Source organism: Pseudomonas alkylphenolica, from assembly GCF_000746525.1.
Classification (GTDB): domain Bacteria; phylum Pseudomonadota; class Gammaproteobacteria; order Pseudomonadales; family Pseudomonadaceae; genus Aquipseudomonas; species Aquipseudomonas alkylphenolica.
Genome location: NZ_CP009048.1, coordinates 4013638 through 4038507 on the forward strand (window position 1 = coordinate 4013638; position 24870 = coordinate 4038507).

The 24870-nt window shown below is 62.0% G+C and carries 18 protein-coding genes and 1 other RNA gene; 11 read left to right on the forward strand and 8 right to left on the reverse strand.

The genetic code is table 11. The features are described 5' to 3' along the window. Window positions 1–183 precede the first annotated feature (183 nt). From ccoG to PSAKL28_RS18395, 8 genes are all read left to right on the forward strand, one after another. Window positions 184–1599: a cytochrome c oxidase accessory protein CcoG gene (ccoG, locus tag PSAKL28_RS18360; RefSeq protein WP_038613188.1), complete on the forward strand. Its 1416-nt coding sequence runs from the start codon at window positions 184–186 to the stop codon at window positions 1597–1599. Between the two features lie 12 nt (window positions 1600–1611). Further along, the gene (locus PSAKL28_RS18365; protein WP_038613190.1) at window positions 1612–2151 is read left to right on the forward strand and encodes a FixH family protein; all 540 of its coding nucleotides are present in this window, start codon (window positions 1612–1614) and stop codon (window positions 2149–2151) included. 101 nt (window positions 2152–2252) lie between these two features. Then, window positions 2253–4706 carry a heavy metal translocating P-type ATPase gene (locus PSAKL28_RS18370; protein ID WP_038613192.1) on the forward strand — a complete coding sequence of 818 codons (2454 nt, stop codon included), beginning with the start codon at window positions 2253–2255 and terminating at the stop codon, window positions 4704–4706. A gap of 12 nt (window positions 4707–4718) precedes the next feature. Then, complete coding sequence (gene ccoS / locus PSAKL28_RS18375) at window positions 4719–4931, forward strand: cbb3-type cytochrome oxidase assembly protein CcoS (protein WP_038613194.1); 213 nt, start codon at window positions 4719–4721, stop codon at window positions 4929–4931. Further along, window positions 4924–5607 carry a sulfite exporter TauE/SafE family protein gene (locus PSAKL28_RS18380; RefSeq protein WP_038613196.1) on the forward strand — a complete coding sequence of 228 codons (684 nt, stop codon included), beginning with the start codon at window positions 4924–4926 and terminating at the stop codon, window positions 5605–5607. The genes ccoS and PSAKL28_RS18380 overlap by 8 nt, the downstream gene beginning before the upstream one ends. Window positions 5608–5690: 83 nt before the next feature. Next, a complete protein-coding gene (hemN, locus tag PSAKL28_RS18385; protein ID WP_038613198.1) occupies window positions 5691–7073 on the forward strand; it encodes an oxygen-independent coproporphyrinogen III oxidase in 1383 nt (460 codons plus the stop codon). A 177-nt stretch (window positions 7074–7250) separates the two neighbouring features. Further along, a complete protein-coding gene (gene fnrA, locus PSAKL28_RS18390; protein ID WP_038613200.1) occupies window positions 7251–7985 on the forward strand; it encodes a Crp/Fnr family transcriptional regulator FnrA in 735 nt (244 codons plus the stop codon). Between the two features lie 54 nt (window positions 7986–8039). Continuing rightward, window positions 8040–8588, forward strand: a complete 549-nt coding sequence (locus tag PSAKL28_RS18395) for an adenine phosphoribosyltransferase (RefSeq protein WP_038613202.1) — start codon at window positions 8040–8042, stop codon at window positions 8586–8588. 84 nt (window positions 8589–8672) lie between these two features. Here the strand turns inward: PSAKL28_RS18395 and recR are convergent, their stop codons facing one another. From recR to dnaX, 3 genes are all read right to left on the reverse strand, one after another. Further along, entirely contained in the window at window positions 8673–9275 is a 603-nt protein-coding gene (gene recR / locus PSAKL28_RS18400; RefSeq protein ID WP_038613204.1) for a recombination mediator RecR, read from the reverse strand. A 97-nt stretch (window positions 9276–9372) separates the two neighbouring features. Then, window positions 9373–9699, reverse strand: coding sequence for a YbaB/EbfC family nucleoid-associated protein (locus tag PSAKL28_RS18405; protein WP_028945400.1), 327 nt, complete (start codon window positions 9697–9699; stop codon window positions 9373–9375). Window positions 9700–9768: 69 nt separating this feature from the next. Continuing rightward, entirely contained in the window at window positions 9769–11823 is a 2055-nt protein-coding gene (dnaX, locus tag PSAKL28_RS18410) for a DNA polymerase III subunit gamma/tau (protein ID WP_038613206.1), read from the reverse strand. 129 nt (window positions 11824–11952) lie between these two features. Here dnaX and PSAKL28_RS18415 point away from each other — a divergent pair, with 129 nt between their 5' ends. Beyond that, the gene (locus tag PSAKL28_RS18415) at window positions 11953–12744 is read left to right on the forward strand and encodes a substrate-binding periplasmic protein (RefSeq protein WP_038613208.1); all 792 of its coding nucleotides are present in this window, start codon (window positions 11953–11955) and stop codon (window positions 12742–12744) included. A gap of 50 nt (window positions 12745–12794) precedes the next feature. On the opposite strand, the gene ffs is transcribed toward PSAKL28_RS18415, so the two are convergent. The 5 genes from ffs to PSAKL28_RS18435 all read right to left on the reverse strand — a co-directional run bounded on the left by ffs (window position 12795) and on the right by PSAKL28_RS18435 (window position 20746). Continuing rightward, window positions 12795–12891, reverse strand: an RNA gene (ffs, locus tag PSAKL28_RS27160) — signal recognition particle sRNA small type. A 122-nt stretch (window positions 12892–13013) separates the two neighbouring features. Continuing rightward, window positions 13014–15377: an NAD-dependent DNA ligase LigA gene (gene ligA / locus PSAKL28_RS18420; protein ID WP_038613210.1), complete on the reverse strand. Its 2364-nt coding sequence runs from the start codon at window positions 15375–15377 to the stop codon at window positions 13014–13016. A 138-nt stretch (window positions 15378–15515) separates the two neighbouring features. Continuing rightward, window positions 15516–16391: a cell division protein ZipA gene (gene zipA / locus PSAKL28_RS18425; protein WP_038613212.1), complete on the reverse strand. Its 876-nt coding sequence runs from the start codon at window positions 16389–16391 to the stop codon at window positions 15516–15518. 204 nt (window positions 16392–16595) lie between these two features. After that, the gene (gene smc, locus PSAKL28_RS18430; RefSeq protein ID WP_038613214.1) at window positions 16596–20084 is read right to left on the reverse strand and encodes a chromosome segregation protein SMC; all 3489 of its coding nucleotides are present in this window, start codon (window positions 20082–20084) and stop codon (window positions 16596–16598) included. Between the two features lie 2 nt (window positions 20085–20086). Next, window positions 20087–20746, reverse strand: coding sequence for a GntR family transcriptional regulator (locus PSAKL28_RS18435; protein ID WP_038613216.1), 660 nt, complete (start codon window positions 20744–20746; stop codon window positions 20087–20089). 272 nt (window positions 20747–21018) lie between these two features. On the opposite strand from PSAKL28_RS18435, the gene xdhA reads away from it, so the two are divergent. Together xdhA and xdhB are read left to right on the forward strand one after the other, a co-directional pair. Continuing rightward, on the forward strand, window positions 21019–22473 hold the full coding sequence (gene xdhA, locus PSAKL28_RS18440; protein ID WP_038613218.1) for a xanthine dehydrogenase small subunit: 1455 nt from the start codon (window positions 21019–21021) through the stop codon (window positions 22471–22473). Beyond that, window positions 22466–24862 carry a xanthine dehydrogenase molybdopterin binding subunit gene (xdhB, locus tag PSAKL28_RS18445; RefSeq protein WP_038613220.1) on the forward strand — a complete coding sequence of 799 codons (2397 nt, stop codon included), beginning with the start codon at window positions 22466–22468 and terminating at the stop codon, window positions 24860–24862. Before xdhA ends, xdhB begins: the two co-directional genes overlap by 8 nt. The last annotated feature ends 8 nt before the right edge of the window (window positions 24863–24870 follow it).

Consider the following 24870-nt stretch of genomic DNA (forward strand, 5'->3'; position numbering starts at 1 on the left):
TGACCCAGATCAATTGACACGCCCACTACACTAATCACCAGGCAAACCCAACGCGACTAAAGGTCGCAGCCATGCCCCATGCTGCCACTACAGGCGTATTATCCGACCTGGAGCAGCATAAACTTCTGACTGCGGTCGGCACGCACTGATCGCGGCGTTATTCCACTGCCGTGGGACTCAATGATGAGCAAGCAGATTCCAGTACATGATGTCACCCCGCCTGCCAATAAAGACAAAGACAGCGTCGATCTCTACGCCTCTCGGGAAAAAATCTACACCCGGGCCTTCACCGGCTTGTTCCGCAATTTGCGCATGGCCGGCGGCGCCGTCCTGTTCCTGCTGTATTTCGGCACGGTGTGGCTGAACTGGGGCGAGCACCAGGCGGTCTGGTGGAACCTGCCCGAGCGCAAGTTCTATATCTTCGGCGCCACCATCTGGCCGCAGGATTTCATCCTGCTGTCCGGCCTGTTGATCGTTGCCGCCTTCGGCCTGTTCTTCATCACCGTATTCGCCGGCCGGGTGTGGTGCGGCTACACCTGTCCGCAGAGCGTCTGGACCTGGATCTTCATGTGGTGCGAAAAGGTCACGGAAGGTGACCGCAACCAGCGCATGAAGCTGGACAAGGCGCCCATGAGCGGCAACAAGTTCCTGCGCAAACTGGCCAAGCACAGCCTGTGGCTGCTGATCGGCTTTGTCACCGGCATGACCTTCGTCGGCTACTTCTCGCCGATCCGCGAGCTGGTGGTGGAGTTCTTCACCGGCCAGGCCGATGGCTGGGCGTATTTCTGGGTCGGTTTCTTCACCCTGGCCACCTACGGTAATGCCGGCTGGCTGCGCGAGCAGGTGTGCGTGTACATGTGCCCCTATGCGCGTTTCCAGAGCGTGATGTTCGACAAGGACACACTGATCGTCTCCTACGATCCACGTCGCGGCGAAACCCGTGGCCCGCGCAAGAAAGACCTCGATTACAAAGCCAAAGGTCTGGGTGACTGCATCGACTGCACCATGTGCGTCCAGGTCTGCCCGACCGGCATCGACATTCGCGATGGCCTGCAGATCGAGTGCATCGGCTGCGCCGCCTGCATCGACGCCTGCGACACCATCATGGACAAGATGAACTACCCCAAAGGCCTGATCAGCTACACCACCGAGCACAACCTCTCCGGGCAGAAAACCCACATGTTGCGCCCGCGCCTGATCGGTTATGCGGTGGTCTTGCTGGCCATGATCGCCCTGCTCGCCAGCGCCTTCGTGCTGCGCCCGCTGGTCGGCTTCGACGTCAGCAAGGACCGCGTCCTGTACCGCGAAAACGCCCAGGGCCGGATCGAAAACGTCTACAGCCTGAAGGTCATGAACAAAGACCAGCACGACCACGTCTACGTGCTCGAAGCCGCTGGCCTGCCAGACCTCAAGCTTGAAGGCGCCGGGGAAATTCGTGTCGCCGCCGGTGACATCGTCAGCCTGCCGGTACAATTGTCGATGGCCCCGGAGAAACTGCCATCGAGCACCAACGAAGTCACCTTCATCCTCAAGGACGCTGACGACAGCGCCACCCAGGTTGAAGCCAAGAGCCGCTTCATCGGCCCGCAAATTCGATAAGAGACTGAGTCTATGCCTTCTGCAACAGCCGCCAGCCCCTGGTACAAGCACCTTTGGCCATGGATCATCATCGGGGTGCTGGCCACCTCGGTGACCCTGAGCCTGACCATGGTCTACATCGCGGTCAACAACCCGGACAACCTGGTCAACGACAACTACTACGAGGCCGGCAAAGGCATCAACCGCTCGCTGGACCGTGAACTGCTGGGCCAGACCCTGAACCTCAAGGCCAGTGTGCACCTGGACGAGCTGACCGGTGAAGTCGAACTGCGCCTGAGCGGTAACAGCCAGCCGAAAACCCTGGAACTCAACCTGATCTCGCCGACCCAGCCGGAGAAAGACCGCAAGATCATCCTGACCCAGAGCGCCAGCGAAGCCGGACGCTACGTCGGCCAGCTCAGCGACAAAATCGAAGGCCGTCGCTTCGTCGAGCTGCTCGGCAGCCAGGACGAGCATGTCTGGCGTCTGTTTGAAGAAGAACAGGTTGGCCATGATGTAACCCTGCAGCTGGGCGACGAAGCGCTGCAAGGGGCTGAACACCTCGAAAAATGAGTCGGCCTTGATCGCGGGGCAAGCCCGCTCCCACCGAGACACACTGTGGGAGCGGGCTTGCCCCGCGATCAGGTTCACCCCGGACCTTGCGATAGATTGCCATGACCAGCCCCACGCCTTGCTACCACTGCGCCCTGCCCGTTCCGGCCGGCAGCCACTTCACCGCCGTGGTACTCGGCCAGGACCGGCTGTTTTGCTGCCCGGGTTGCCAGGCCGTGGCCGAAGCCATTGTCGCTGGCAACCTGGAAAGCTATTACCAGCACCGCAGCGAAGCCAGCGCCAACCCCGATGCCCTGCCCCAGCAACTGGTCGACGAACTGGCCCTGTACGACCGAGCCGATGTGCAAAAACCTTTCGTCCGCCACAGCGGTGAGCTGGCCGAAACCACCCTGCTGATCGAAGGCATCAGTTGCGCCGCGTGCGGCTGGCTGATCGAAAAACACCTGCGTAACCTGCCTGGCGTTGCCGAGGCGCGGCTGAACCTGTCCAACCACCGACTGCACGTCAACTGGGCCGACAGTCAGTTACCGCTGTCCAGGCTGCTGGCCGAACTGCGCCATATCGGTTACGCGGCGCACCCCTACCAAGCCGACCGCGCCGCTGAACAGCTGGCCAATGAAAACCGCACCGCCCTGCGCCAACTGGGGGTCGCCGGCCTGCTGTGGTTCCAGGCGATGATGGCGACCATGGCCACCTGGCCGGAATTCAACATCGACCTGAGCCCGGAGCTGCACACCATCCTGCGCTGGGTCGCGCTGTTCCTGACCACCCCGATCGTCTTCTACAGCTGCGCGCCGTTCTTCCGTGGCGCCGCCCGCGACCTGCGTACCCGGCACCTGACCATGGACGTTTCGGTGTCGCTGGCCATCGGCCTGGCCTATGGCGCCGGGATCTGGACCGCGATCACCGGCAGTGGCGAGCTGTATTTCGATGCCGTGGGCATGTTCGCCCTGTTCCTGCTCGCAGGCCGCTACCTGGAACGCCGTGCCCGTGAGCGCACTGCCGCCGCCACTGCACAGCTGGTCAACCTGCTGCCGGCTTCCTGCCTGCGCCTGGGCGCTGCGGGCCAAAGCGAGCGGATCCTGCTCAGTGAGCTGCAACTGGGTGATTGCGTCCTGATTCAACCCGGCCATGTCGTGCCTGCCGACGGGCGTATCGTCAGCGGCCAGTCGAGTGTCGACGAGTCGCTGCTGACCGGCGAATACCTGCCCCAGCCGCGCCGCGCGGGCGACGCGGTAACCGCCGGGACCTTGAACGTGGAAAGCGCGCTGACCGTCGAAGTCCAGGCCCTGGGCCAGGATACGCGCCTGTCGGCCATCGTCCGCCTGCTGGAGCGGGCCCAGTCGGAAAAACCGCGGCTGGCGGAAATCGCCGACCGCGCCTCGCAGTGGTTCCTGCTGTTCTCCCTGGTCGCCGCTGCGGCCATCGGCCTGCTCTGGTGGCAGCTGGACCCGTCACGGGCGTTCTGGATTGTCCTGGCGATGCTGGTCGCCACCTGCCCTTGCGCCCTGTCGCTGGCCACGCCAACCGCGCTGACCGCCGCCACCGGCACCCTGCACAAACTCGGCCTGCTGCTGACCCGCGGCCATGTGCTCGAAGGCCTGAACCAGATCGACACAGTGATCTTCGACAAGACCGGCACCCTCACCGAAGGCCGCCTGACCTTGCGCGCCATTCGCCCGCTGGCCGCCGCCGACGCCGATCAGTGCCTGATGCTTGCCGCCGCCCTGGAAAACCGCTCCGAACACCCGATTGCCCGTGCCTTCGGGCGCGCCAGCGTTGCTGCCGACGAGGTACACGCCGAGCCTGGCCTCGGGCTTGAAGGCGTGGTGCAAGGGCAACGCCTGCGCATCGGCGAAGCAGGTTTCGTGTGCGCCTTGAGCAACACTGCTACCCCCGAGATGCCCGCAGAGCCGGGTCAATGGCTGTTGCTCGGCGACACCCAGGGCGCCCTTGCCTGGCTGGTGCTCGACGACCGCCTGCGCAATGACGCCGCCGACTTGCTCGCGGCCTGTCGCGCCCGCGGCTGGCAGACCTTGCTGCTGTCCGGCGACAGCTCACCGATGGTGCAGAGCGTGGCCGCCGAGCTGCAGATTGACCAGGCCATCGGCGGCTTGCGCCCGGATGACAAACTGGAAAAACTCAAAGCCCTGCAGCTGCAGGGCCGCAAGGTGCTGATGCTCGGCGACGGAGTCAACGACGTACCGGTGCTGGCCGCCGCCGACATCAGCATCGCCATGGGCTCGGCCACTGACCTGGCCAAGACCAGCGCCGACGCAGTACTGCTGTCCAATCGCCTCGACGCGCTGGTGCAGGCCTTCAGCCTGGCCCGGCGCACTCGCCGGATCATTATCGAGAACCTGCTCTGGGCAGCGCTGTATAATGGCCTGATGCTGCCCTTTGCCGCCCTGGGCTGGATCACACCGGTGTGGGCGGCCATTGGCATGTCCGTCAGTTCGCTGATCGTGGTGCTCAACGCCCTGCGCCTGACCCGCATCAGCGGTCCGGCCAACGGCGCCACAGCGACCCGCGACTCACACCCGGCCACGGCCTGACCAGGAGCTTCCATGCCCGCGCTATACATCATGATTCCGGCCGCGCTGCTGATCGTCGCCATCGCTATCTACATCTTCTTCTGGGCGGTGGACAGCGGTCAGTACGACGACCTCGACAGCCCGGCCCACAGCATTCTGTTCGACGATCAGGACCCACAGCACACCGCCGCGATGGACGAAGCCGACGGCAAGAAACCCGACGACGGCGCCCCACCCCGTGCTTGAGCTGCTACCCCTGCTCAGCTCGGCGCTGATCCTCGGCCTGCTGGGCGGCGGCCATTGCCTGGGCATGTGCGGCGGGCTGATGGGTGCCCTGACCCTGGCCATCCCCAAGGAACAGCGCAGCCGGCGCTTTCGCCTGCTGCTGGCCTACAACCTGGGCCGCATCTTCAGCTACGCCCTGGCCGGCCTGCTGCTGGGCCTGGCCGGCTGGGCCGTGGCCAACAGCCCGGTGGCCTTGGGCATGCGCGTGGCCGCAGCGTTGCTGTTGATCAGCATGGGCCTGTACCTGGCCGGCTGGTGGAGCGGCCTGACTCGCATCGAAGGCCTCGGACGCGGCCTGTGGCGCCACATACAGCCCGTGGCCAACCGCCTGCTACCGGTTTCCAGCCTGCCCCGCGCCCTGCTACTGGGCGCCCTGTGGGGCTGGCTGCCATGCGGCCTGGTCTACAGCACCCTGTTGTGGGCTGCGAGCCAGGGCAACGCTGCTGACAGCGCCCTGCTGATGCTGGCCTTCGGCCTCGGCACCTGGCCAGTGCTGCTGGCCACCGGGCTTGCCGCCGAACGCACCAGCGCCCTGCTACGCAAACGCGGGGTACGGGTCGCCGGCGGCATACTGGTGATCCTGTTCGGCCTGTGGACCCTGCCGGGGCCGCACCAGCACTGGCTGATGGGCCACTGAAGCGCCGTTGATACAAATCAAGACGGGCTGTTTGCCACCCCCCTAGACTTCGGGCACTGCTGCTCATTCTGGGGATTGCCCACATGCTCGACGCACTCCGCTGGGACTCCGACCTGATCCGTCGCTACGACCTGTCTGGCCCACGCTACACCTCCTATCCAACCGCAGTGCAACTGCACAGCGAAGTCGGCTCCTTCGACCTGCTGCACGCCCTGCGTGACAGCCGCCGGGCCGTTCGGCCGCTGTCGCTTTATGTGCACGTGCCGTTCTGCGCCAACATCTGCTACTACTGCGCCTGCAACAAGGTCATCACCAAAGACCGCGCCCGCGCCCAGCCCTACCTGCAACGCCTGGAGCAGGAAATCCAGCTGATCGCTTGTCACCTGGACCCCAAGCAGAGCGTCGAGCAATTGCACTTCGGTGGCGGCACCCCGACCTTTCTCAGCCATGTCGAACTGCGCCAGCTGATGGCGCATTTGCGCCAGCATTTCAACCTGCTGGACGACGATTCCGGCGACTACGGCATCGAGATCGACCCGCGTGAGGCCGACTGGCCGACCATGGGCCTGCTGCGCGAACTGGGTTTCAATCGCGTCAGCCTGGGCGTACAGGACCTCGACCCGGCCGTGCAACGGGCGATCAACCGCCTGCAAACCCTGGAACAGACCCGGACAATCATCGACGCGGCACGCACCCTGCAGTTTCGCTCGATCAACCTCGACCTGATCTACGGCCTGCCCAAGCAAACGCCAGAAGGCTTTGCCCGCACCGTGGACGAAGTCATCAAGCTGCAACCGGACCGCCTGTCGGTGTTCAACTATGCGCACTTGCCGGAACGCTTCATGCCGCAGCGGCGCATCGACAGCAATGACCTGCCGGCGCCCGCCGCCAAGCTGGAGATGCTGCAAAGAACCATTGAACAACTGACCGCCGCCGGCTACCGCTACATTGGCATGGACCATTTCGCCCTGCCCGACGACGAGCTGGCCATCGCCCAGGAAGAGTCGACCCTGCAACGCAACTTCCAGGGCTACACCACCCACGGTCACTGCGACCTGATCGGCCTCGGCGTCTCGGCCATCAGCCAGATCGGTGACCTGTACTGCCAGAACACCAGCGACCTGAACACCTATCAGGACACCCTGTCCAGCGCCCAGCTGGCCACCAGCCGCGGCCTGCTCTGCAGCGCCGACGACCGCCTGCGCCGCGCGGTGATCCAGCAGTTGATCTGCCACTTCGAACTGGACTTCGAGGTCATCGAACAAGCCTTTACCATCGATTTTCGCGGCTACTTCAAGGACCAGTGGCCAGCCCTGCAAGCCATGCACGACGATGGCCTGATCCACCTCAGCAACCAGGGCATCCAGGTATTGCCCGCCGGTCGCCTGCTGGTGCGTTCGGTGTGCATGGTGTTCGACGCCTACCTCGGCCTGCACAGCCAGCAACGCTTCTCTCGGGTCATCTGAAGCACAAAGCACGGACACTGTTTACAGTCATACTTGTAAAGCACACTATGTTTATCGGAGGTCGGACGATACGCCGCACCTCATCCAGCCCACCCTACCCGGGTGCGGGCTGGTCGAAACCCCATGCCCTGAGTTACCCTTACGGCTTATGTGTGCTTTCCCCCAAGGAATGAAGAAATGTCCGAGCCAGTCAAACTGCGCCCCCATAACCAGGCCCACTGCAAGGATTGCAGCCTGGCGCCTCTATGCCTGCCATTGTCGTTGAACATGGAAGACATGGATGCATTGGATGAAATCGTCAAACGCGGGCGACCGCTGAAGAAAGGCGAATTTCTGTTCCGCCAGGGTGACAACTTCGCTTCGGTCTACGCAGTGCGCTCCGGCGCCCTGAAAACCTTCAGCCTGAGCGACGGCGGTGAAGAACAGATCACCGGCTTTCACCTGCCCAGCGAACTGGTCGGCCTGTCCGGCATGGACACCGAAACCTATCCGGTATCGGCCCAGGCCCAGGAAACCACGTCGGTCTGTGAAATCCCCTTCGAACGCCTTGACGAGCTTTCGGTTCAGTTGCCTCAACTGCGTCGCCAGCTGATGCGGGTGATGAGCCGCGAAATTCGTGACGACCAGCAAATGATGCTGCTGTTGTCGAAAAAAACCGCCGACGAACGCATCGCCACCTTCCTGGTCAACCTCTCGGCGCGTTTCCGTGCCCGGGGCTATTCGGCCAATCAGTTCCGCCTGAGCATGTCGCGCAACGAAATCGGTAACTATCTGGGTCTGGCTGTAGAAACTGTTTCACGGGTTTTCACCCGCTTCCAGCAGAACGGCCTGATTGCCGCCGAAGGCAAGGAAATCCACATCCTCGACCCGATCCAGCTGTGTGCGCTGGCCGGTGGTGCTCTGGAGAGCTGAGGACACGGGATAAGGGTATACTGGCGGGCATTCGTTTCTCAGGATACCCGCCTCATGCACAGCGATACCTTCGACCTCAAAGCCCTGATCCGCCCAGTACCGGACTTCCCGAAAGCCGGCGTGATCTTTCGCGACATCACGCCGCTGTTCCAGTCGCCACGGGGCTTGCGCCATGTGGCCGACGCCTTCATCGAGCGCTATGTCGAGGCCGAATTCAGCCACATCGGTGCCATGGACGCCCGCGGCTTCCTGATCGGCTCGATCATCGCCCACCAACTGAACAAGCCACTGATCCTGTTCCGCAAGCAGGGCAAGCTGCCGGCTGACGTGCTCGCCGAAGGCTACCAGACCGAATACGGTGAAGCGTTCCTCGAAGTGCACGCCGACAGCCTGTGTGAAGGCGATTCGGTGCTGATTTTCGACGACTTGATCGCCACCGGCGGGACCTTCGTGGCAGCAAGCAACCTGGTGCGCCGCATGGGTGCGCAAGTGTTCGAGGCCGCAGCGATTATTGACCTGCCGGAACTGGGTGGCTCGCAGAAACTGCAGGCGCTGGGTATTCCAACCTTCTGCCTGACCGAGTTCTCGTTGAGCGAATACTGAGTTTCAATCGCGGGGCAAGCCCGCTCCCACAGAATGGTGGAAATCCTGTGGGAGCGGGCTTGCCCCGCGATACAATCTCCAGATCTACAACGAAATCGGCTTGCGCCCCGCAAAGGAGTGCGCCAGCGTCCCGCCATCCACCAGCTCCAGTTCTCCGCCCAACGGCACACCATGAGCGATGCGCGAAGCCACCAGGCCCTTGTCGGCCAGTAACTGCGCAATGTAATGAGCCGTCGCCTCACCCTCCACCGTCGGGTTGGTCGCCAGAATCACCTCGGTAAAGGTGCCCTGCTCTTCGATACGCGCCATCAGCTGTGGAATGCCGATCGCCTCAGGCCCCAGCCCGTCCAGCGGTGACAGGTGCCCTTTGAGCACGAAGTAACGGCCGCGATAACCGGTCTGTTCCACCGCATAGACATCCATCGGCCCTTCGACCACACACAGCAGCGTGTCGTCACGGCGCGTGTCGGCGCACTGTGGGCACAGCTCCTGCTCGGTCAGGGTACGGCACTGGCGACAATGGCCAACCCCTTCCATGGCCTGGCTCAGGGCCTGAGCCAGGCGCGTGCCGCCACTGCGGTCGCGCTCGAGCAACTGCAGTGCCATGCGCTGAGCGGTTTTCTGGCCGACGCCGGGCAAGATGCGCAAGGCATCGATCAGTTGGCGAATCAGGGGACTGAAGCTCATGGGCAATAACCTGGATATTCAATAAGCGCGAGAAAAACGACGATGGGAGCAACGACCTCACAGCCGTGCTCCCACCGTAGGTACTACGAGTGCTGCCTTAGAACGGCATTTTGAAACCAGGTGGCAGCTGCATGCCAGCGGTCATGCCACCCATTTTTTCCTGGCTGTTCTGCTCGACCTTGCGCACCGCGTCGTTGACAGCGGCGGCGATCAGGTCTTCCAGCACTTCCTTGTCTTCCTGCATCAGGCTGTCGTCCAGGCTGATGCGCTTGACGTCGTGACGACCGGTCATCACCACGCTCACCAGGCCGGCGCCGGACTGACCGGTCACTTCGGCGTTGGCCAGCTCTTCCTGCATCTTGGCCATTTTTTCCTGCATCTGCTGGGCCTGCTTCATCAGGCCGGCCATGCCACCTTTCATCATGGGGATCACCTCAAATTTAGTCTTACGGGGTGCGGCGCGGGTCGGGCCCGGGCCGCTTGTGTCATTCGGTCATTCGCCCTGGGTTACCGGGGCGTCTACAGGCTCAATGGTATCGTGTCGCACCATGGCACCAAACTGCTTGATCATCTGCTGGATGAGCGGGTCAGCCTCAATCGAAGCCTCTGCCTCACCCTGACGCTCGGCACGCTTGCGAGCCGCCGCCTGGGCCGGGGTTTCCTGCTCCGGGCGAATCAGCTCGATGGACAGCTTCAGCGTGCGCCCGAAATGCTGGTTCAGGGCATCGTTCAGGCGGCGCTGCTGAGTAGCGTTGAACAGCGCACTGTGGGCCGGATCCAGGTGCAGCAACCAGTCATCGCCTTCGGCGGCAATCAGGGTACAGTTGGCGGCGATACTGCCGGTCATCCCGGAGATCGGCAACTGCGGGAATAATTCCAGCCATTGCAAAGCCAGGCCGGTGGCCGGCATGGCCGCTGGCAACGGCTCGGGAGCGGCGGTCGGCGCTTCTTCGTGCACATGCTCGATCGCCAGCTCATCCAGGTAACTGTAGCTGGCCGGATCCATCTCCGGCTCGTAGTAATCCTCGTCCAGCGGCGGCTCGTCGTCACGCTCCATGCCCGCCGGGCTGTAGCCGATGCTGTCGTCGTGAGGCGGTGCGTCCTGGCGTACCACCGCCTGAACTGGCGCCGGTTGCGGCGATTCGACTACAGGTTCGGGCGCAGCAGGTGCAACCTCGGGCTCGGCAACAGGCTGGACCGGGGCTGGATCGTTCCAGGGCAGGTCGACAACCGGCTCAGGCTCTTCAGCTTTGACCTCGACTGGCGTGGGCGCAGGCTCAGGTTCCGGCTCAGGCTGGGTAACAGCTACCGGCTCAGGAGCAGCAACCGGCGCAGGCTCGACAGCCGGCGCAGCAATCATCGCAGGCGCAGCTGCACTCGCTGCTGCCACCGCACTTGCCGAATCAGCTGTGGCCTGGCTGATCCCCACCGGCTTTAGTACCGGCGTCGGTGCGTCATCGGCATCGGCGGGACGGAACGCCAGCATGCGCAACAGCACCATCTCGAAGCCGCCGCGCGGATCCGGAGCCAGCGGCAGGTCACGACGACCGATCAAGCCCATCTGGTAGTAGAACTGTACGTCCTCGGCCGGCAGCGCCTGGGCCAGGGCCAATACCCGGTCGCGATCGCCCTGGCCGTTGTCCACGGCTTCAGGCAGGGCCTGGGCAATGGCGACGCGATGCAGCACATTGAGCATCTCGGCCAGCACGCCGCTCCAGTCCGGCCCCTGCTCGGCCAGGTGGCGTACCGCTTCGAGCAAGGCCCGTGCGTCGCCTTCGAGCAGCGCCTGCAAGACGCCATAGACCTGGCCATGATCGAGCGTGCCCAGCATGGCCCGCACATCGGCGGCCAATACCTTGCCTTCACCGAAAGCAATGGCCTGATCGGTCAGGCTCATGGCATCGCGCATCGAGCCATCGGCAGCGCGGCCAAGCAGCCACAGCGCGTCGTCTTCGAACGGGACGTTCTCAGCACCGAGCACATGACTCAGATGCTCGACCACCCGCTCGGGGGTCATGTTCTTCAGGGAAAACTGCAGGCAGCGCGAGAGGATGGTCGCGGGCAGCTTCTGTGGATCAGTGGTGGCAAGGATGAACTTGACGTAGGGCGGCGGCTCTTCCAGCGTCTTGAGCAAGGCGTTGAACGAGTGACTGGAGAGCATGTGCACTTCGTCGATCAGGTAGACCTTGAAGCGCCCACGGCTCGGCGCGTACTGCACGTTGTCGAGCAGCTCGCGGGTGTCTTCGACTTTGGTGCGACTGGCGGCGTCGATCTCGATCAGGTCGACGAAACGGCCCTCGTCGATTTCCCGGCACACCGAACAGGTGCCGCAGGGGGTCGAGGTGATGCCGGTTTCACAGTTCAGGCATTTGGCGATGATTCGCGCGATGGTAGTCTTGCCCACGCCGCGAGTACCGGTAAACAGGTAGGCATGGTGCAGGCGCTGGTTGTCCAGTGCGTTGATCAAAGCCTTGAGCACATGGGTCTGGCCGACCATTTCGCGGAACGAGCGCGGACGCCATTTACGTGCAAGAACCTGATAACTCATCGAAAACCGTCAAATAGATAGACCAAAGACCGCTAATCCTAGCGGAGCAGGCCTGAAATTGCATCCGCTATGCGGCCTGACGTATAAGCTTTGTTCGCCAGGATGCCGATACCACGCAGGGAGAAGTGGATGCGCTGGGTTTTAAGCCTGTTAATGCTGTACATCGGCCAACTGCCGGCCGCCGAGTTACCCCCCTTGCGTTTTGCCGTCGCCGATAGCTGGACCATGCCGCTGGTACGCCTGGAAAACAACCAGCCGGTAGAAGGCATCATGTTCGACCTGATGAACACCCTGGCCAGCCGCGTGCAGCGTCGTCCTGAATTCCACGTAATGCCGCGCCTGCGCCTGCAGGCGGGGATGGAGCGTGGCAGCGTCGACGTGCGCTGTTTCGTGATGCCGTCCTGGAGCGGCGGGCAGTCGGGCAACTTCAGCTGGAGCCCGCCGTTGTTCCAGCAGCGCGACTGGCTGGTGGCGCTTCCCGGCGAAGCAGCGCCGACAAACCTGGCGCAGCTACCCAGCCAGGTCATTGGTACCGTGCTTGGTTTTCACTACCCTGCCCTGCAGACGCAATTCGACAACGGCCACTTCAAGCGTGACGACGCCCGCAATCAGTTGCAGGTGCTGCAGAAGCTGCAGGCAGGACGCTACCGCTACGCGGTCAGCAGTCAGTTCAGCCTGGATTGGTTCAATCGCTCGCTGCCCGAAGCCCAACGCTTCAAGCCAGTGGCACTGCTGGAGGAGCAGGCACTGAGCTGCTATGTGCGAAATGATCCGGGCGTACCCACGCAAGGGATTCTGCGCAGCCTTGAGGCCATGAAAAAATCTGGGGAGATTGAGCGTATGGTTAAACGCCATACAGCAGCGCTGGACAGCCAGACACAAGCAGGCGAAATAGCACGCGCATCAAAAGACAATGAATAAACTAGATAGGCAAAGCAGGAACAAGCGCATGGCTTGAAGATAGGTGGCGACCCCACCAGCCACACCCCGGCACTCGATGTTCCCGCTATGGCTGCTCCCTTCCGGGCCTGACCAGGTTAACGGGTAATCAATGCGGGGGGACCGATGGGGTCACCATAACGCAGCTCATCTGGCGACGAGCCGCGCCATTGTACCGGCATCAAGTGAAGATACAACCTCTAATTTCAAAAAAACCATCAACACTCAATGACTTGGCGGTGTTCCAAGGCTTAGATGGCAATGCCGTGCTTACCCATAAAGGTCACAAAGGCATCTTCATCCAGCACCTTGAGCCCCAGTTCGTTGGCCTTGGCCAGCTTGGAACCGGCCCCCGGCCCCGCCACCACGCAATGGGTCTTGGCCGACACCGAGCCCGCGACTTTGGCGCCCAGGCTTTCCAGCTTGTCTTTGGCGATATCGCGGCTCATGCGCTCCAGGGAGCCGGTCAGCACCCAGGTCTGACCGGCCAGCGGCAAGCCAGCAGCGACTTTCTTCTCGCTGCTCCAATGCATGCCAAAGTCGAGCAGTTGCGCTTCGATAGCTCGAGCTCTCTGGGTATTTTCCGAAACAAAAAACTCACGCAAAGCACCTTTTGCTTTTTCATTGATGCCTTTCATAGAACTCAGATCCAACCAGTCTTCACTGAGCCTAATCAGACCGTCCAGGCTTCCCGCCTTATCCGCCAACTTCTTCGCCCCTGTCGCAGCAACACCAGTAATACCTAGTTTCTCTACGAATGCGGCGAAAGAGACAGAGGCTGCTAATTCCACGCCCACGCCACCTTCATCTTGAATCTCAAGCCCACGTTCACGTAAATCCCGGATTACCTGCTTATTGTGCAACTCGGAGAAGAATGAGTGAATTTCAGAGGCGACTTCCATTCCGATATCAGGGAGGTACGTGAGTACTTCAGGCAACGCCTTCTGAATACGCTCCAACGAGCCTAATGAGCGAGCAAGCACCTTGGCGGTTTCCTCCCCAACATCTGGAATACCCAAGGCATAAACGAAACGCGCAAGAGAAGGCTTTTTACTTGCCTTTATCGCATCCAGAAGGTTGTTGCTGGAAAGTTCGGCAAATCCTTCTAGATCAACAATTTGCTCGAACTCCAAGCGGTACAGGTCTGCCGGAGACTGGATAAGCCCTTCATCCACCAGTTGCTCTACGCTTTTCTCCCCTAGCCCATCAATATCCATCGCACGGCGCGAGACGTAATGGACAATCGCCTGCTTAAGCTGCGCAGCGCAGCCAAGGCGCCCGATGCAACGATATACGGCCCCTTCACTGACAACTTCCTTGCCCTTTCCACGCTTGATCAACTGCGTCGGCTCCACAGGGGAACCGCAGACTGGACACTCTTTAGGTATCTCAATCGGACGAGTCAACTTAGGACGCCTCTCAAGAATGACTTCCATTACTTGAGGAATCACGTCCCCGGCACGGCGAATGGTGACAACATCCCCGATCCTGAGACCCAAACGGCTTATTTCTCCCATGTTGTGCAACGTGGCATTGGACACGGTCACTCCAGCCACCTTCACCGGCTTGAGCCGGGCCACCGGGGTGACCGCGCCGGTACGTCCGACCTGGAATTCCACATCCAGCACTTCGGTCAACTCTTCCATGGCCGGGAACTTGTGGGCAATGGCCCAGCGCGGTTCGCGGGCGCGAAAGCCCAGTTCGCGCTGGGAAGCCAGGCTGTTGACCTTGAACACCACGCCATCGATCTCGTAAGGCAGGTCATTGCGGCGCGCGCCGATATCGCGGTAGTACTCCAGGCACTCGGCAACGCCCGCTGCATGGCGCAGTTCGCGGCTGATCGGCATACCCCAGGCCTTCAGCTGTTCCAGGGTGCCAATATGGGTGTCGGCCAGCGGCGCCGAGACCTGGCCCAGACCATAGCAGCAGAACTCCAGCGGGCGGCTGGCGGTGATCTTCGAATCCAGCTGACGCAGACTGCCCGCCGCTGCGTTGCGCGGGTTGGCGAAGGTCTTGCCGCCCGCTTCGATCTGCGCCTGGTTCAGACGCTCGAAGCCGGCCTTGGACATGTACACCTCGCCGCGCACTTCGAGCACGGCTGGCCAGCCCTCGCCTTGCAGCTTCAGGGGAATGTTGCGCACGGTACGCACGTTGACGCTGATGTCTTCGCCGGTGGTGCCGTCACCGCGGGTGGCGCCCTGCACCAGTTGCCCGTCGCGGTACAGCAAGCTGACGGCCAGGCCATCGAGCTTGGGCTCGCAGCTGTAGTCCACCGCCGCGCCGTCACCGAACAGGTCGCCTGCCGGCAGATCCAGCCCTTCGACCACGCGCCGGTCGAACTCGCGCAGGTCGTTTTCCTCGAAGGCGTTGCCCAGGCTCAGCATCGGCACTTCGTGACGCACCTGACTGAAAGCCGACAAGGCCGCACCGCCGACACGCTGGGTCGGCGAATCAGCGGTCACCAGCTCCGGGTGCTCGGCTTCCAGCGCTTTGAGCTCGTTGAACAGACGGTCGTATTCGGCGTCCGGAACGCTGGGCTCGTCGAGCACGTAGTAGCGATAGTTGTGCTGGTCGAGTTCGGCACGCAGTTCGAGGATTCGGGATTCGGCAGTCATTTTCGTATTCTCTTGCAAAGCAAAAGAGCAGCCTGGGCTGCTCTTGCGTGTTCGGGGTCGGCTTTGAGAGCCTCATCGCGGGGCAAGCCCGCTCCCACAGGGAGGCTATTGTGGGAGCGGGCTTGCCCCGCGATGCAGTTAGCGCTTCTGGGTCAGGGCACGGCGCTCGAACTCGACGATGCGCTGACGGTAATGCTCGATGGTCTGGGCAGTCATAACGCTGCGCTGGTCGTCCTTGAGCTCACCGTTGAGCTCATGAGCCAGCTTGCGCGCAGCAGCAACCATGACATCAAAGGCCTGTTTGGGATGACGCGGCCCTGGCAAGCCCAGGAAGAAGCTCACCGCACGGGTGCTGAAGTGATCGATATCGTCCAGATCGAACACACCCGGCTTGACCGCGTTGGCCATCGAAAACAGCACTTCGCCATTACCGGCCATGCTTTCGTGGCGGTGAAAAATATCCATTTCGCCGAAACGCAAACCGCTTTCCAGAATGTTCTGCAGCAAGGCCGGCCCCTTGAAGCCGCCTTCGTCACGGGAAATGACGCTGATCACCAAGACTTCTTCAACCGGTGGCAGGTCACGGGTTTCAGTGCTGGCAAAGGCATTGCCGTTGTTACGGCTTTCATCTGGGTAATCGTCGTCAGCATTGGCAAACAGGTCCGGCTCACGCTCACGCGGCTCAGCCGCCAGGTTCAGGTCGCCCTGCTGCGGCTCGCTACCACGCTTGCGTTTGGACGCCTTTGGCTTGCTGTTATTGTCACGCTCGCGCGCAGCACTCATGGACGGCAGGTCGTGCTCGTCCAGCTCAGGCTCCTTGTGGGTGTCCAATACCCGCGGCGGGCCGATCAATTCGGGACTGTTATCGTCATCAGGGGCATTGGAGAAGCTACGATCCAGACGAAACTTCAGCTTGCCCTTGCCGCCGCGCATACGACGCCAGCCGTCAAAAAGAATACCGGCAATGACAATGATGCCGATGACGATCAGCCACTCGCGCAGACCGATTTCCATGTAATCCTGTGCCTCTGTAAAAAATGCTGAAAAATAAAGGGTTTAAACCCCTTTAAAACGTGGCGCCAACTCTATGTTCTGACAGGCGTTTTTACCCACGCAAAAAATAAGTGACATTAAGCTAGCACGACCAAAGATAACTTTACACCGTCTGTCGCAACTGACAGGGCCATTTAGCGCAGGTTCACGCCTTATCGCCTCCAGTCAGGCGTCGACCATGGCCATCGCCTCCTCCACATCGACCGCAACCAGACGCGAGCAACCCGGTTCATGCATGGTAACCCCCATCAACTGATCGGCCATCTCCATGGCGATCTTGTTGTGGGTGATATAGATGAACTGCACTGTCTGACTCATCTCCTTGACCAGCCGGGCGTAGCGTCCGACGTTGGCATCGTCCAGTGGCGCATCGACTTCGTCGAGCATGCAGAACGGTGCCGGGTTCAGTTTGAAAATGGCAAATACCAGGGCCAGGGCGGTCAGCGCTTTCTCCCCGCCCGAAAGCAGGTGGATGGTGCTGTTCTTCTTGCCCGGTGGCCGCGCCATGATCGTTACCCCTGTATCGAGTAAATCTTCGCCCGTCAGTTCCAGGTAAGCACTGCCGCCACCGAAAACTTTTGGGAAAAGTGCCTGTAATCCGGCATTTATCTGATCAAAGGTATCTTTGAAGCGGTTGCGGGTTTCCTTGTCGATCTTGCGAATGACGTTTTCCAGGGTATCCAGGGCTTCGACCAGGTCGGCATCCTGAGCATCCAGATAGCGCTTGCGCTCTGACTGCTGCTGATACTCGTCGATGGCCGCCAGGTTGATCGCGCCCAGGCGCTGGATACGGGCGTCGATGCGCTCCAGCTCCTGCTCGGCTTCTTGCTCGCTGGCCGCCTCGCTGAGGGTGCCAAGGACCCCTTGCAGGTCGTAGCCGTCGGCTTGCAACTGCTCCTGAAGCGTCTTGCGCCGGACGCTCAGCCCTTGCCATTCCAGGCGGTGCTGTTCCAGCTGGCCGCGCAGCAATTGCGCTTGCTGCTCGGCCTGGGTCCGGCGCTTCTCCGCATCACGTAGCTCGCGGTCAGCCTCGTCCATGTGCAGGCGGGCCTGGCGCATTTCGTCATCGACGCTCATGCGCTTTTCCAGCAGTTCTTCGAGTTTCAGGCGCAACTCTTCCAGCGGTGCCTCACCCTCTTCCAGGTTGAGGCTCAGCTGTTCACGCTTTTCCGTCAGGCGCTCCGACTGCAGCTCCAGACGTTCAAGAGCCTGGCGGGTGGAATCGTGCTGGGCGCGCAACGAGCCCAGACGCACGGCCAGTTGATGAGCGTGATCCTTGTGCTGACGGGCCTCCTGGCGCACCCGGTCGAGGCGCTCACGCAGGCTGTCGCGCTGGGCCAGAAGCAGTTCGCGCTGTTCGGTGTCCTGGGCCATCAGATCGAGGGCCTCCTGCAGTTGCAGGCGCGATTCACCGAGATTCTCGCTTTCGAGGGCGCGTTGCTCCAGCAGTTCGGCCAGCTCTTCTTCCAGACGCCGACGCCGCAAGCTCAATTGCTCGGCGCGCGCCTTGCCGGCCGACAGCCGAGCGTTGAGCTCACTCTGCTGGCGGGCCTCGTCCTGGGCGCGACGACGCAATTGTTCGCGGCGCTCCTCAAGACCCTGCTGCTGCTCGCGCTGCTCCTGCAACCGGGCTTCAAGCAATTCGAGCGCGGCCTCCAGCTCCTGGTGCTCAAGCCCCAGGCGTTCCAGCTCCTGACCACGGGCCAGCAGCCCGCCTTGAGCATCGCTGGCGCGATTGACCCGCAGAAAATGCCGCCCGACCCAGTAGCCATCACGGCTGACCAGACTTTGACCGTCATTCAAGCGGCTGCGCTGGGCCAGCGCCTGCTCAAGGCTTTCCACCGGCAAAACCTGCCCCAACCAAGGCGCCAGATCGACCCGGCCTTCAACCTTGTCGAGCAAGCTGCCCGGAATGCGCGCACTTTCGGTCGTCGAATCAAACAAACGCAGATCGCCCTGACTGAACGCTGCTAGATCAAGGCTACTGAAATCATCCACCAGCACGGCCTGCAAATCGGCGCCCAGCACGGTTTCCACCGCCAGCTCCCACCCCGGCTCGACCCGCAGGCCTTCAGCCAGACGCGGACGCTGCTCCAGGCCCTGCTCGCGCAACCATTGCGCGGTGCCGGTGCCCGGATCCAGAGCAGCCTGCTGCAAGGCCTCGAGCGACGCCAGACGACCACCCAGGCGCTGCAGCTCGCCCTGGGTCTGTTGCTGTGCCTGGACAGCCTGCTGCAATTGCTCGCGCAGGGTTTCCAGCTGCTCGACCACCTGTTGTTCCTGCAGTTGAATCTCTTCAAGCACCAGCTCGCTGCTGGCCACTTGCTCACCCAGCTCCAGAATCGCGGCATCTTCAGGGTCGGCACTGAGCTGGTCGCGCTCTTCAGCCAGCTTGCGCTGGCGCTCGGCCAGACGCTCAAGCGCCTGTTCGAGCTGCTGAATACGCGCCTGCTGCACTTCGGCCTGGCGACGTGGTTCGGCCGAACGGGTGTTGAAGGTGTCCCACTGTTCCTGCCAGCCGTGCATGGTGCCTTCGGCTTCTTCCAGGGTGGCCGCCGACTCTTCGGCGGCGGCCAGGGTCATTTCCTGCTCAGGCTCGAGCATTGCCAGCTCTTCACCGAGGGTCGCCAGCAAGGTGCGGTCATGCCCCAGGTGCGATTCGGTCTCCAGGCGCGAGCGCTCGGCTTCCTTGAAGTCGTCCTGAAGCTGGCGCAGACGCTGCTGGCCATGCTGGATGCTTTGCTCAACCCGGGCGATATCGCCGCCGACCGAATAGAAGCGCCCCTGCACCTGCCCAAAGCGCTCGGACAGCTCATGATGGCCATCACGCAGGCGCTCGATGCTGGCATCGGCATTGCGCTGCTCGGCCACCAGGGCCTCAAAGGCCACTTCCTGGTCACCGATCACCACTTCACGCTGACTGACCTGCTGATCCAGCGCCTGCCAGCGCAAGGCCGCCAGCTGCGCCTTGAGCTGGCGTTCCTCGGCCTTGTACTCCTTGTACTTCTCGGCAGCCTGGGCCTGGCGATGCAAGCGTTCGAGCTGGCGTTCCAACTCTTCGCGCAGGTCGGTCAGGCGCTCAAGGTTTTCATGGGTGCGGCGGATACGGTTCTCGGTCTCGCGCCGACGCTCCTTGTACTTGGAGATCCCGGCCGCTTCTTCGATGAAGTTGCGCAGGTCTTCCGGCTTGGCCTCGATCAGCTTGGAGATCATCCCCTGCTCGATGATCGAATAGCTGCGTGGGCCGAGGCCGGTGCCGAGGAAGATGTCGGTGATATCACGGCGCCGGCACTTGGTACCGTTGAGGTAATAGGTGTTCTGCCCGTCGCGGGTGACTTTACGGCGGATGGAGATTTCCGCGTAGGCGGCGTATTCACCGACCAGAGTGCTGTCGGAGTTATCGAACACCAGTTCGATACTGGCCTGGCTCACCGGCTTGCGGCTGGTCGAGCCGTTGAAGATGACGTCGGTCATCGACTCGCCACGCAGGTTTTTCGCCGAGCTTTCGCCCATCACCCAGCGCACCGCATCGATGATGTTGGACTTGCCGCAGCCATTGGGCCCGACTACCGCCGCCATGTTGCTGGGGAAGTTGACCGTGGTCGGGTCGACGAACGACTTGAACCCGGCCAGGCGAATGCACTTTAGGCGCATGCTCAGGCGGTCGCCAGTGCCGCCAGCACCAGCTCGCAGCTGCGCTGGCAGTATTCGACCAGCACCGTGCGGATGCGCGCCTGATCGCGGGCGACCACGGCCTCCAGCAGGTTGGCGAACAACGCCAGGAAGTCGCTCATTTCGGCCTTGCGTTGATCCAGCGCCAGATAATAGGCGCGGCTCATGGCCGGCTGCAGGTTCTCGACGGTTTCCTGCAAGTAAGGATTGTTGGCGAACGGGTAAGCCGCGCGCATTACCGCAAAGCTTTCTTCGACGAAGACCTTGATGTCCTGGCGCTGCAGGGCACTGGCCAGGCTTTGCTGGATGTCCAGGAATGCCAGCAGGTCGCTTTCATTGCGCCAGTTCTGTGCAACCGCATTGCCCAGCAGGATGTAGAGCTCGCCCATCAAGGTGCACAGGCTGCGCACACCATGCTCGTCGAGTTCGGTCACATGAGCGCCACGGCGCGGCAGGATGGTCACCAGGTGCCGACGTTCGAGGATCAGCAAGGCTTCACGCACCGAGCCGCGACTGACGTTCAATGCCTGGGTGACCTTCTGCTCCTGGATACGCTCAGCAGGTTTGAGCTCGCCGCGGATGATCCGCTCGGCCAGGTAGTGGGCAATTTGCTCGGAGAGGCTGTCCGGCGCCTTGAACGTCATGGTTTTCCTTCAAAATCATTGAACTGTGCAAAGGGCGCAATTGTAGCGCACTTGCCCCGGCGCCGCGCAGGGGCCTGGAAGCAGAAGTTGGCGGCAATGGCGCAAAAAATTCGGCCATGGGTACAGCGGACTATGCTCTATAGAGAGACGCCTGTGGCGGGTGGGTAATGGCGTGTAAATTTTCCTGACCCAGAAGTCAGAAAATTGTTGACCTAAAAATCAAGTCTGCTTACAGTCCGCTCAACAACAATAAACCGCGTGTGAGGCCTTCCGTGATCCAGTTTCTATTAAACCAGGAGCTGCGCAGTGAGCATGCCCTGGATCCCAACCTGACAGTGCTGCAATACCTGCGCGAGCACTTGGGCAAGTCCGGTACCAAGGAAGGCTGCGCCAGCGGCGATTGTGGTGCCTGCACAGTGGTGGTCGGCGAACTGGCCGTGGACGACGACGGCCGTGAGCAGATCCGCTACCGCAGCCTGAACTCGTGCCTGACCTTTGTTTCGTCGCTGCACGGCAAGCAATTGATCAGCGTCGAAGGTCTCAAGCACCAAGGGCAACTGCACAGCGTGCAACAGGCCATGGCCGACTGCCACGGCTCGCAGTGCGGCTTCTGTACCCCCGGTTTTGTCATGTCGCTGTTTGCCCTGCAAAAGAACAGCGATGCACCGGACCTGCACAAGGCCCAGGAAGCGCTGGCTGGCAACCTCTGCCGCTGCACCGGTTACCGCCCTATTCTCGCCGCCGCCGAACAGTCCTGCTGTCAGGCCAAGCCAGACCAGTTTGACAGCAACCAGGCGCAGACCATTGCCCGCCTCAAAGCCATTGCGCCGAGCGAAACCGGTGAACTCAACAGCGGCGACAAGCGCTGCCTGGTACCGTTGACCGTGGCCGACCTCGCCGACCTCTATGGCTCGCACCCCGAAGCACGCTTGCTCGCTGGCGGTACCGACCTGGCGCTGGAAGTCACCCAGTTCCACAAAACCCTGCCGGTGATGATCTACGTCGGTAACGTCGCCGAACTCAAGCGCATCGACAGCCTTGATGAGCATCTGGAAATTGGCGCGGCCACACCGTTGACCGACTGCTACGACGCCTTGAGCCGCGAATACCCGGACTTCGGCGAGCTGCTGCACCGCTTTGCTTCCTTGCAGATCCGCAACCAGGGCACTCTCGGTGGCAACATCGGCAACGCCTCGCCGATCGGTGACTCCCCGCCCCTGCTGATTGCCCTGGACGCGCAGATTGTCCTGCGCAAAGGCGGCAGCACCCGCACTCTGGCGCTGGAAGACTACTTCATCGACTACCGCATCACTGCCCGCCAGGAAAGCGAGTTCATCGAAAAGATCATTGTGCCGCGCGCCCGCAGCGCCTGGACGTTCCGCGCCTACAAGGTTTCCAAGCGTCTGGACGACGATATTTCCGCCGTCTGCGCCGCCTTCAATCTGCGTATCGAAAACGGTGAGGTTGAAGCCGCACGTATCGCCTTCGGCGGCATGGCTGCAATCCCCAAACGCGCCCGCGCCTGCGAAGCCGCGTTGGTCGGTAAAGCCTGGAACCAGGCCAGCATCGAACGCGCCTGCCAGGCCCTGGCCGAAGACTTCACCCCGCTGTCGGACTTCCGCGCCAGCAAGGAATACCGCCTGCTCAGTGCGCAGAACCTGCTGCGCAAATACTTCATCGAACTGCAAACGCCGCACATCGAGACCCGGGTGACCGCTTATGTCTAACCATCACGTCGCCAAAAGCCAGGCACAAATGGCCGAGCTGTTCAGCCAGGACCTGACCACCGGAGTCGGGCGCAGCATCAAGCACGACAGCGCCGACAAGCAGGTCAGCGGTGAAGCGCAGTACATCGATGACCGCCTGGAATTCCCCAACCAGCTGCACGTGTATGCGCGCATGTCCGACCGCGCCCATGCGCGGGTGCTGAAGATCGATACCAGCCCCTGCTACGCCTTCGAGGGTGTGCGCATCGCCATCACCCACGAAGACATTCCGGGCCTCAAGGACATTGGCGCGATCATGCCCGGCGACCCGTTGCTGGCCATCGACAAGGTAGAGTTCGTCGGCCAGCCGGTGCTCGCCGTCGCCGCCCGCGACCTGGACACCGCACGCCGCGCAGCAATGGCCGCGATCGTCGAATACGAAGACCTGGAACCGGTGCTCGACGTGGTCGAGGCCCTGCGCAAGCGTCACTTCGTGCTGGACAGCCACACCCACAAACGCGGCGACTCGGCCACGGCCCTGGCGAACGCGCCGCACCGCCTGCAAGGTACCCTGCACATCGGCGGCCAGGAACACTTCTACCTGGAAACCCAGATCTCTTCGGTGATGCCTACCGAAGACGACGGGATGATCGTCTACTGCTCGACCCAGAACCCTACCGAGGTGCAGAAGCTGGTGGCCGAAGTGCTCGACGTGCCGATGAACAAGGTACAGGTCGACATGCGTCGCATGGGCGGCGGCTTCGGCGGCAAGGAAACCCAGGCGGCAAGCCCGGCGTGCCTGTGCGCGGTGATCGCGCGCCTGACTGGCCAGCCGACCAAGATGCGTCTGCCGCGGGTCGAAGACATGCTGATGACCGGTAAACGTCATCCGTTCTACGTCGAATACGACGTCGGCTTTGATGACAGCGGCCGCCTGCACGGCATCAACCTGGAGCTGGCCGGCAACTGCGGCTACTCGCCGGACCTTTCGGCATCCATCGTCGACCGCGCCATGTTCCACTCCGACAACGCCTATTACCTGGGCGACGCCACGGTCAACGGTCATCGCTGCAAGACCAACACCGCGTCGAACACTGCCTACCGGGGCTTCGGCGGCCCGCAGGGGATGGTCGCCATCGAAGAGGTGATGGACCATATCGCCCGCAGCCTGGCACTCGACCCACTAGAGGTACGCAAGGCCAACTACTACGGCAAGACCGAGCGTAACGTCACCCACTACTACCAGACCGTCGAGCACAACATGCTCGAGGAAATGACCGCAGAACTGGAAGCCAGCGCCGACTACCATGAGCGCCGCGAATCGATCCGCCGCTTCAACGCCCACAGCCCTATCCTCAAGAAAGGCCTGGCGCTGACTCCGGTGAAGTTCGGCATTTCGTTCACCGCCAGCTTCCTCAACCAGGCCGGTGCGCTGGTGCACGTTTACACCGACGGCAGCATCCACCTGAACCATGGCGGCACCGAGATGGGCCAGGGCCTCAACACCAAGGTTGCGCAGGTAGTGGCCGAGGTATTCCAGGTCGACTTCCAGCGTGTACAGATCACCGCGACCAACACCGAGAAAGTGCCGAACACCTCACCGACGGCGGCCTCCTCCGGCGCCGACCTGAACGGCAAGGCAGCACAGAACGCGGCAGAGACCATCAAGAAGCGCCTGGTCGAGTTCGCCGCGCGGCAATACAAGGTGACCGAGGAAGACGTCGAGTTCCGCAACAATCATGTGCGTATCCGCGACGAGATCATCAGCTTCGACGCGTTGATCCAGCAGGCTTACTTTGCCCAGGTATCGCTGTCGAGCACCGGCTTCTACAAGACCCCGAAAATCTATTACGACCGTAGCCAGGCCCGTGGCCGTCCGTTCTACTACTTCGCCTTCGGTGCGGCCTGTGCCGAAGTGGTCGTCGACACCCTGACCGGCGAATACAAGATGCTGCGCACCGATATCCTGCACGACGTCGGCGCTTCGCTGAACCCGGCCATCGACATCGGCCAGGTGGAAGGCGGCTACGTTCAGGGCATGGGCTGGCTGACCACCGAAGAGCTAGTGTGGAACGCCAAGGGCAAACTGGTGACCAACGGTCCGGCCAGCTACAAGATCCCGGCGGTGGCCGATATGCCGATCGACTTTCGGGTGAAGCTGGTGGAAAACCGCAAGAACCCGGAAGACACCGTGTTCCACTCCAAAGCCGTGGGTGAACCGCCGTTCATGCTGGGTATCGCCGCTTGGTGCGCGATCAAGGATGCCGTGGCCAGCCTGGCGGACTACCGGGTGCAACCGAAGATCGATGCGCCGGCGACACCTGAGCGGGTGCTGTGGGGTTGCGAGCAAATGCGCAAGGCGGTAGCGGCACAACAGCCGGTTGCCGAGGTTGAGACCGTAGCACCGTAGTGTGCTCA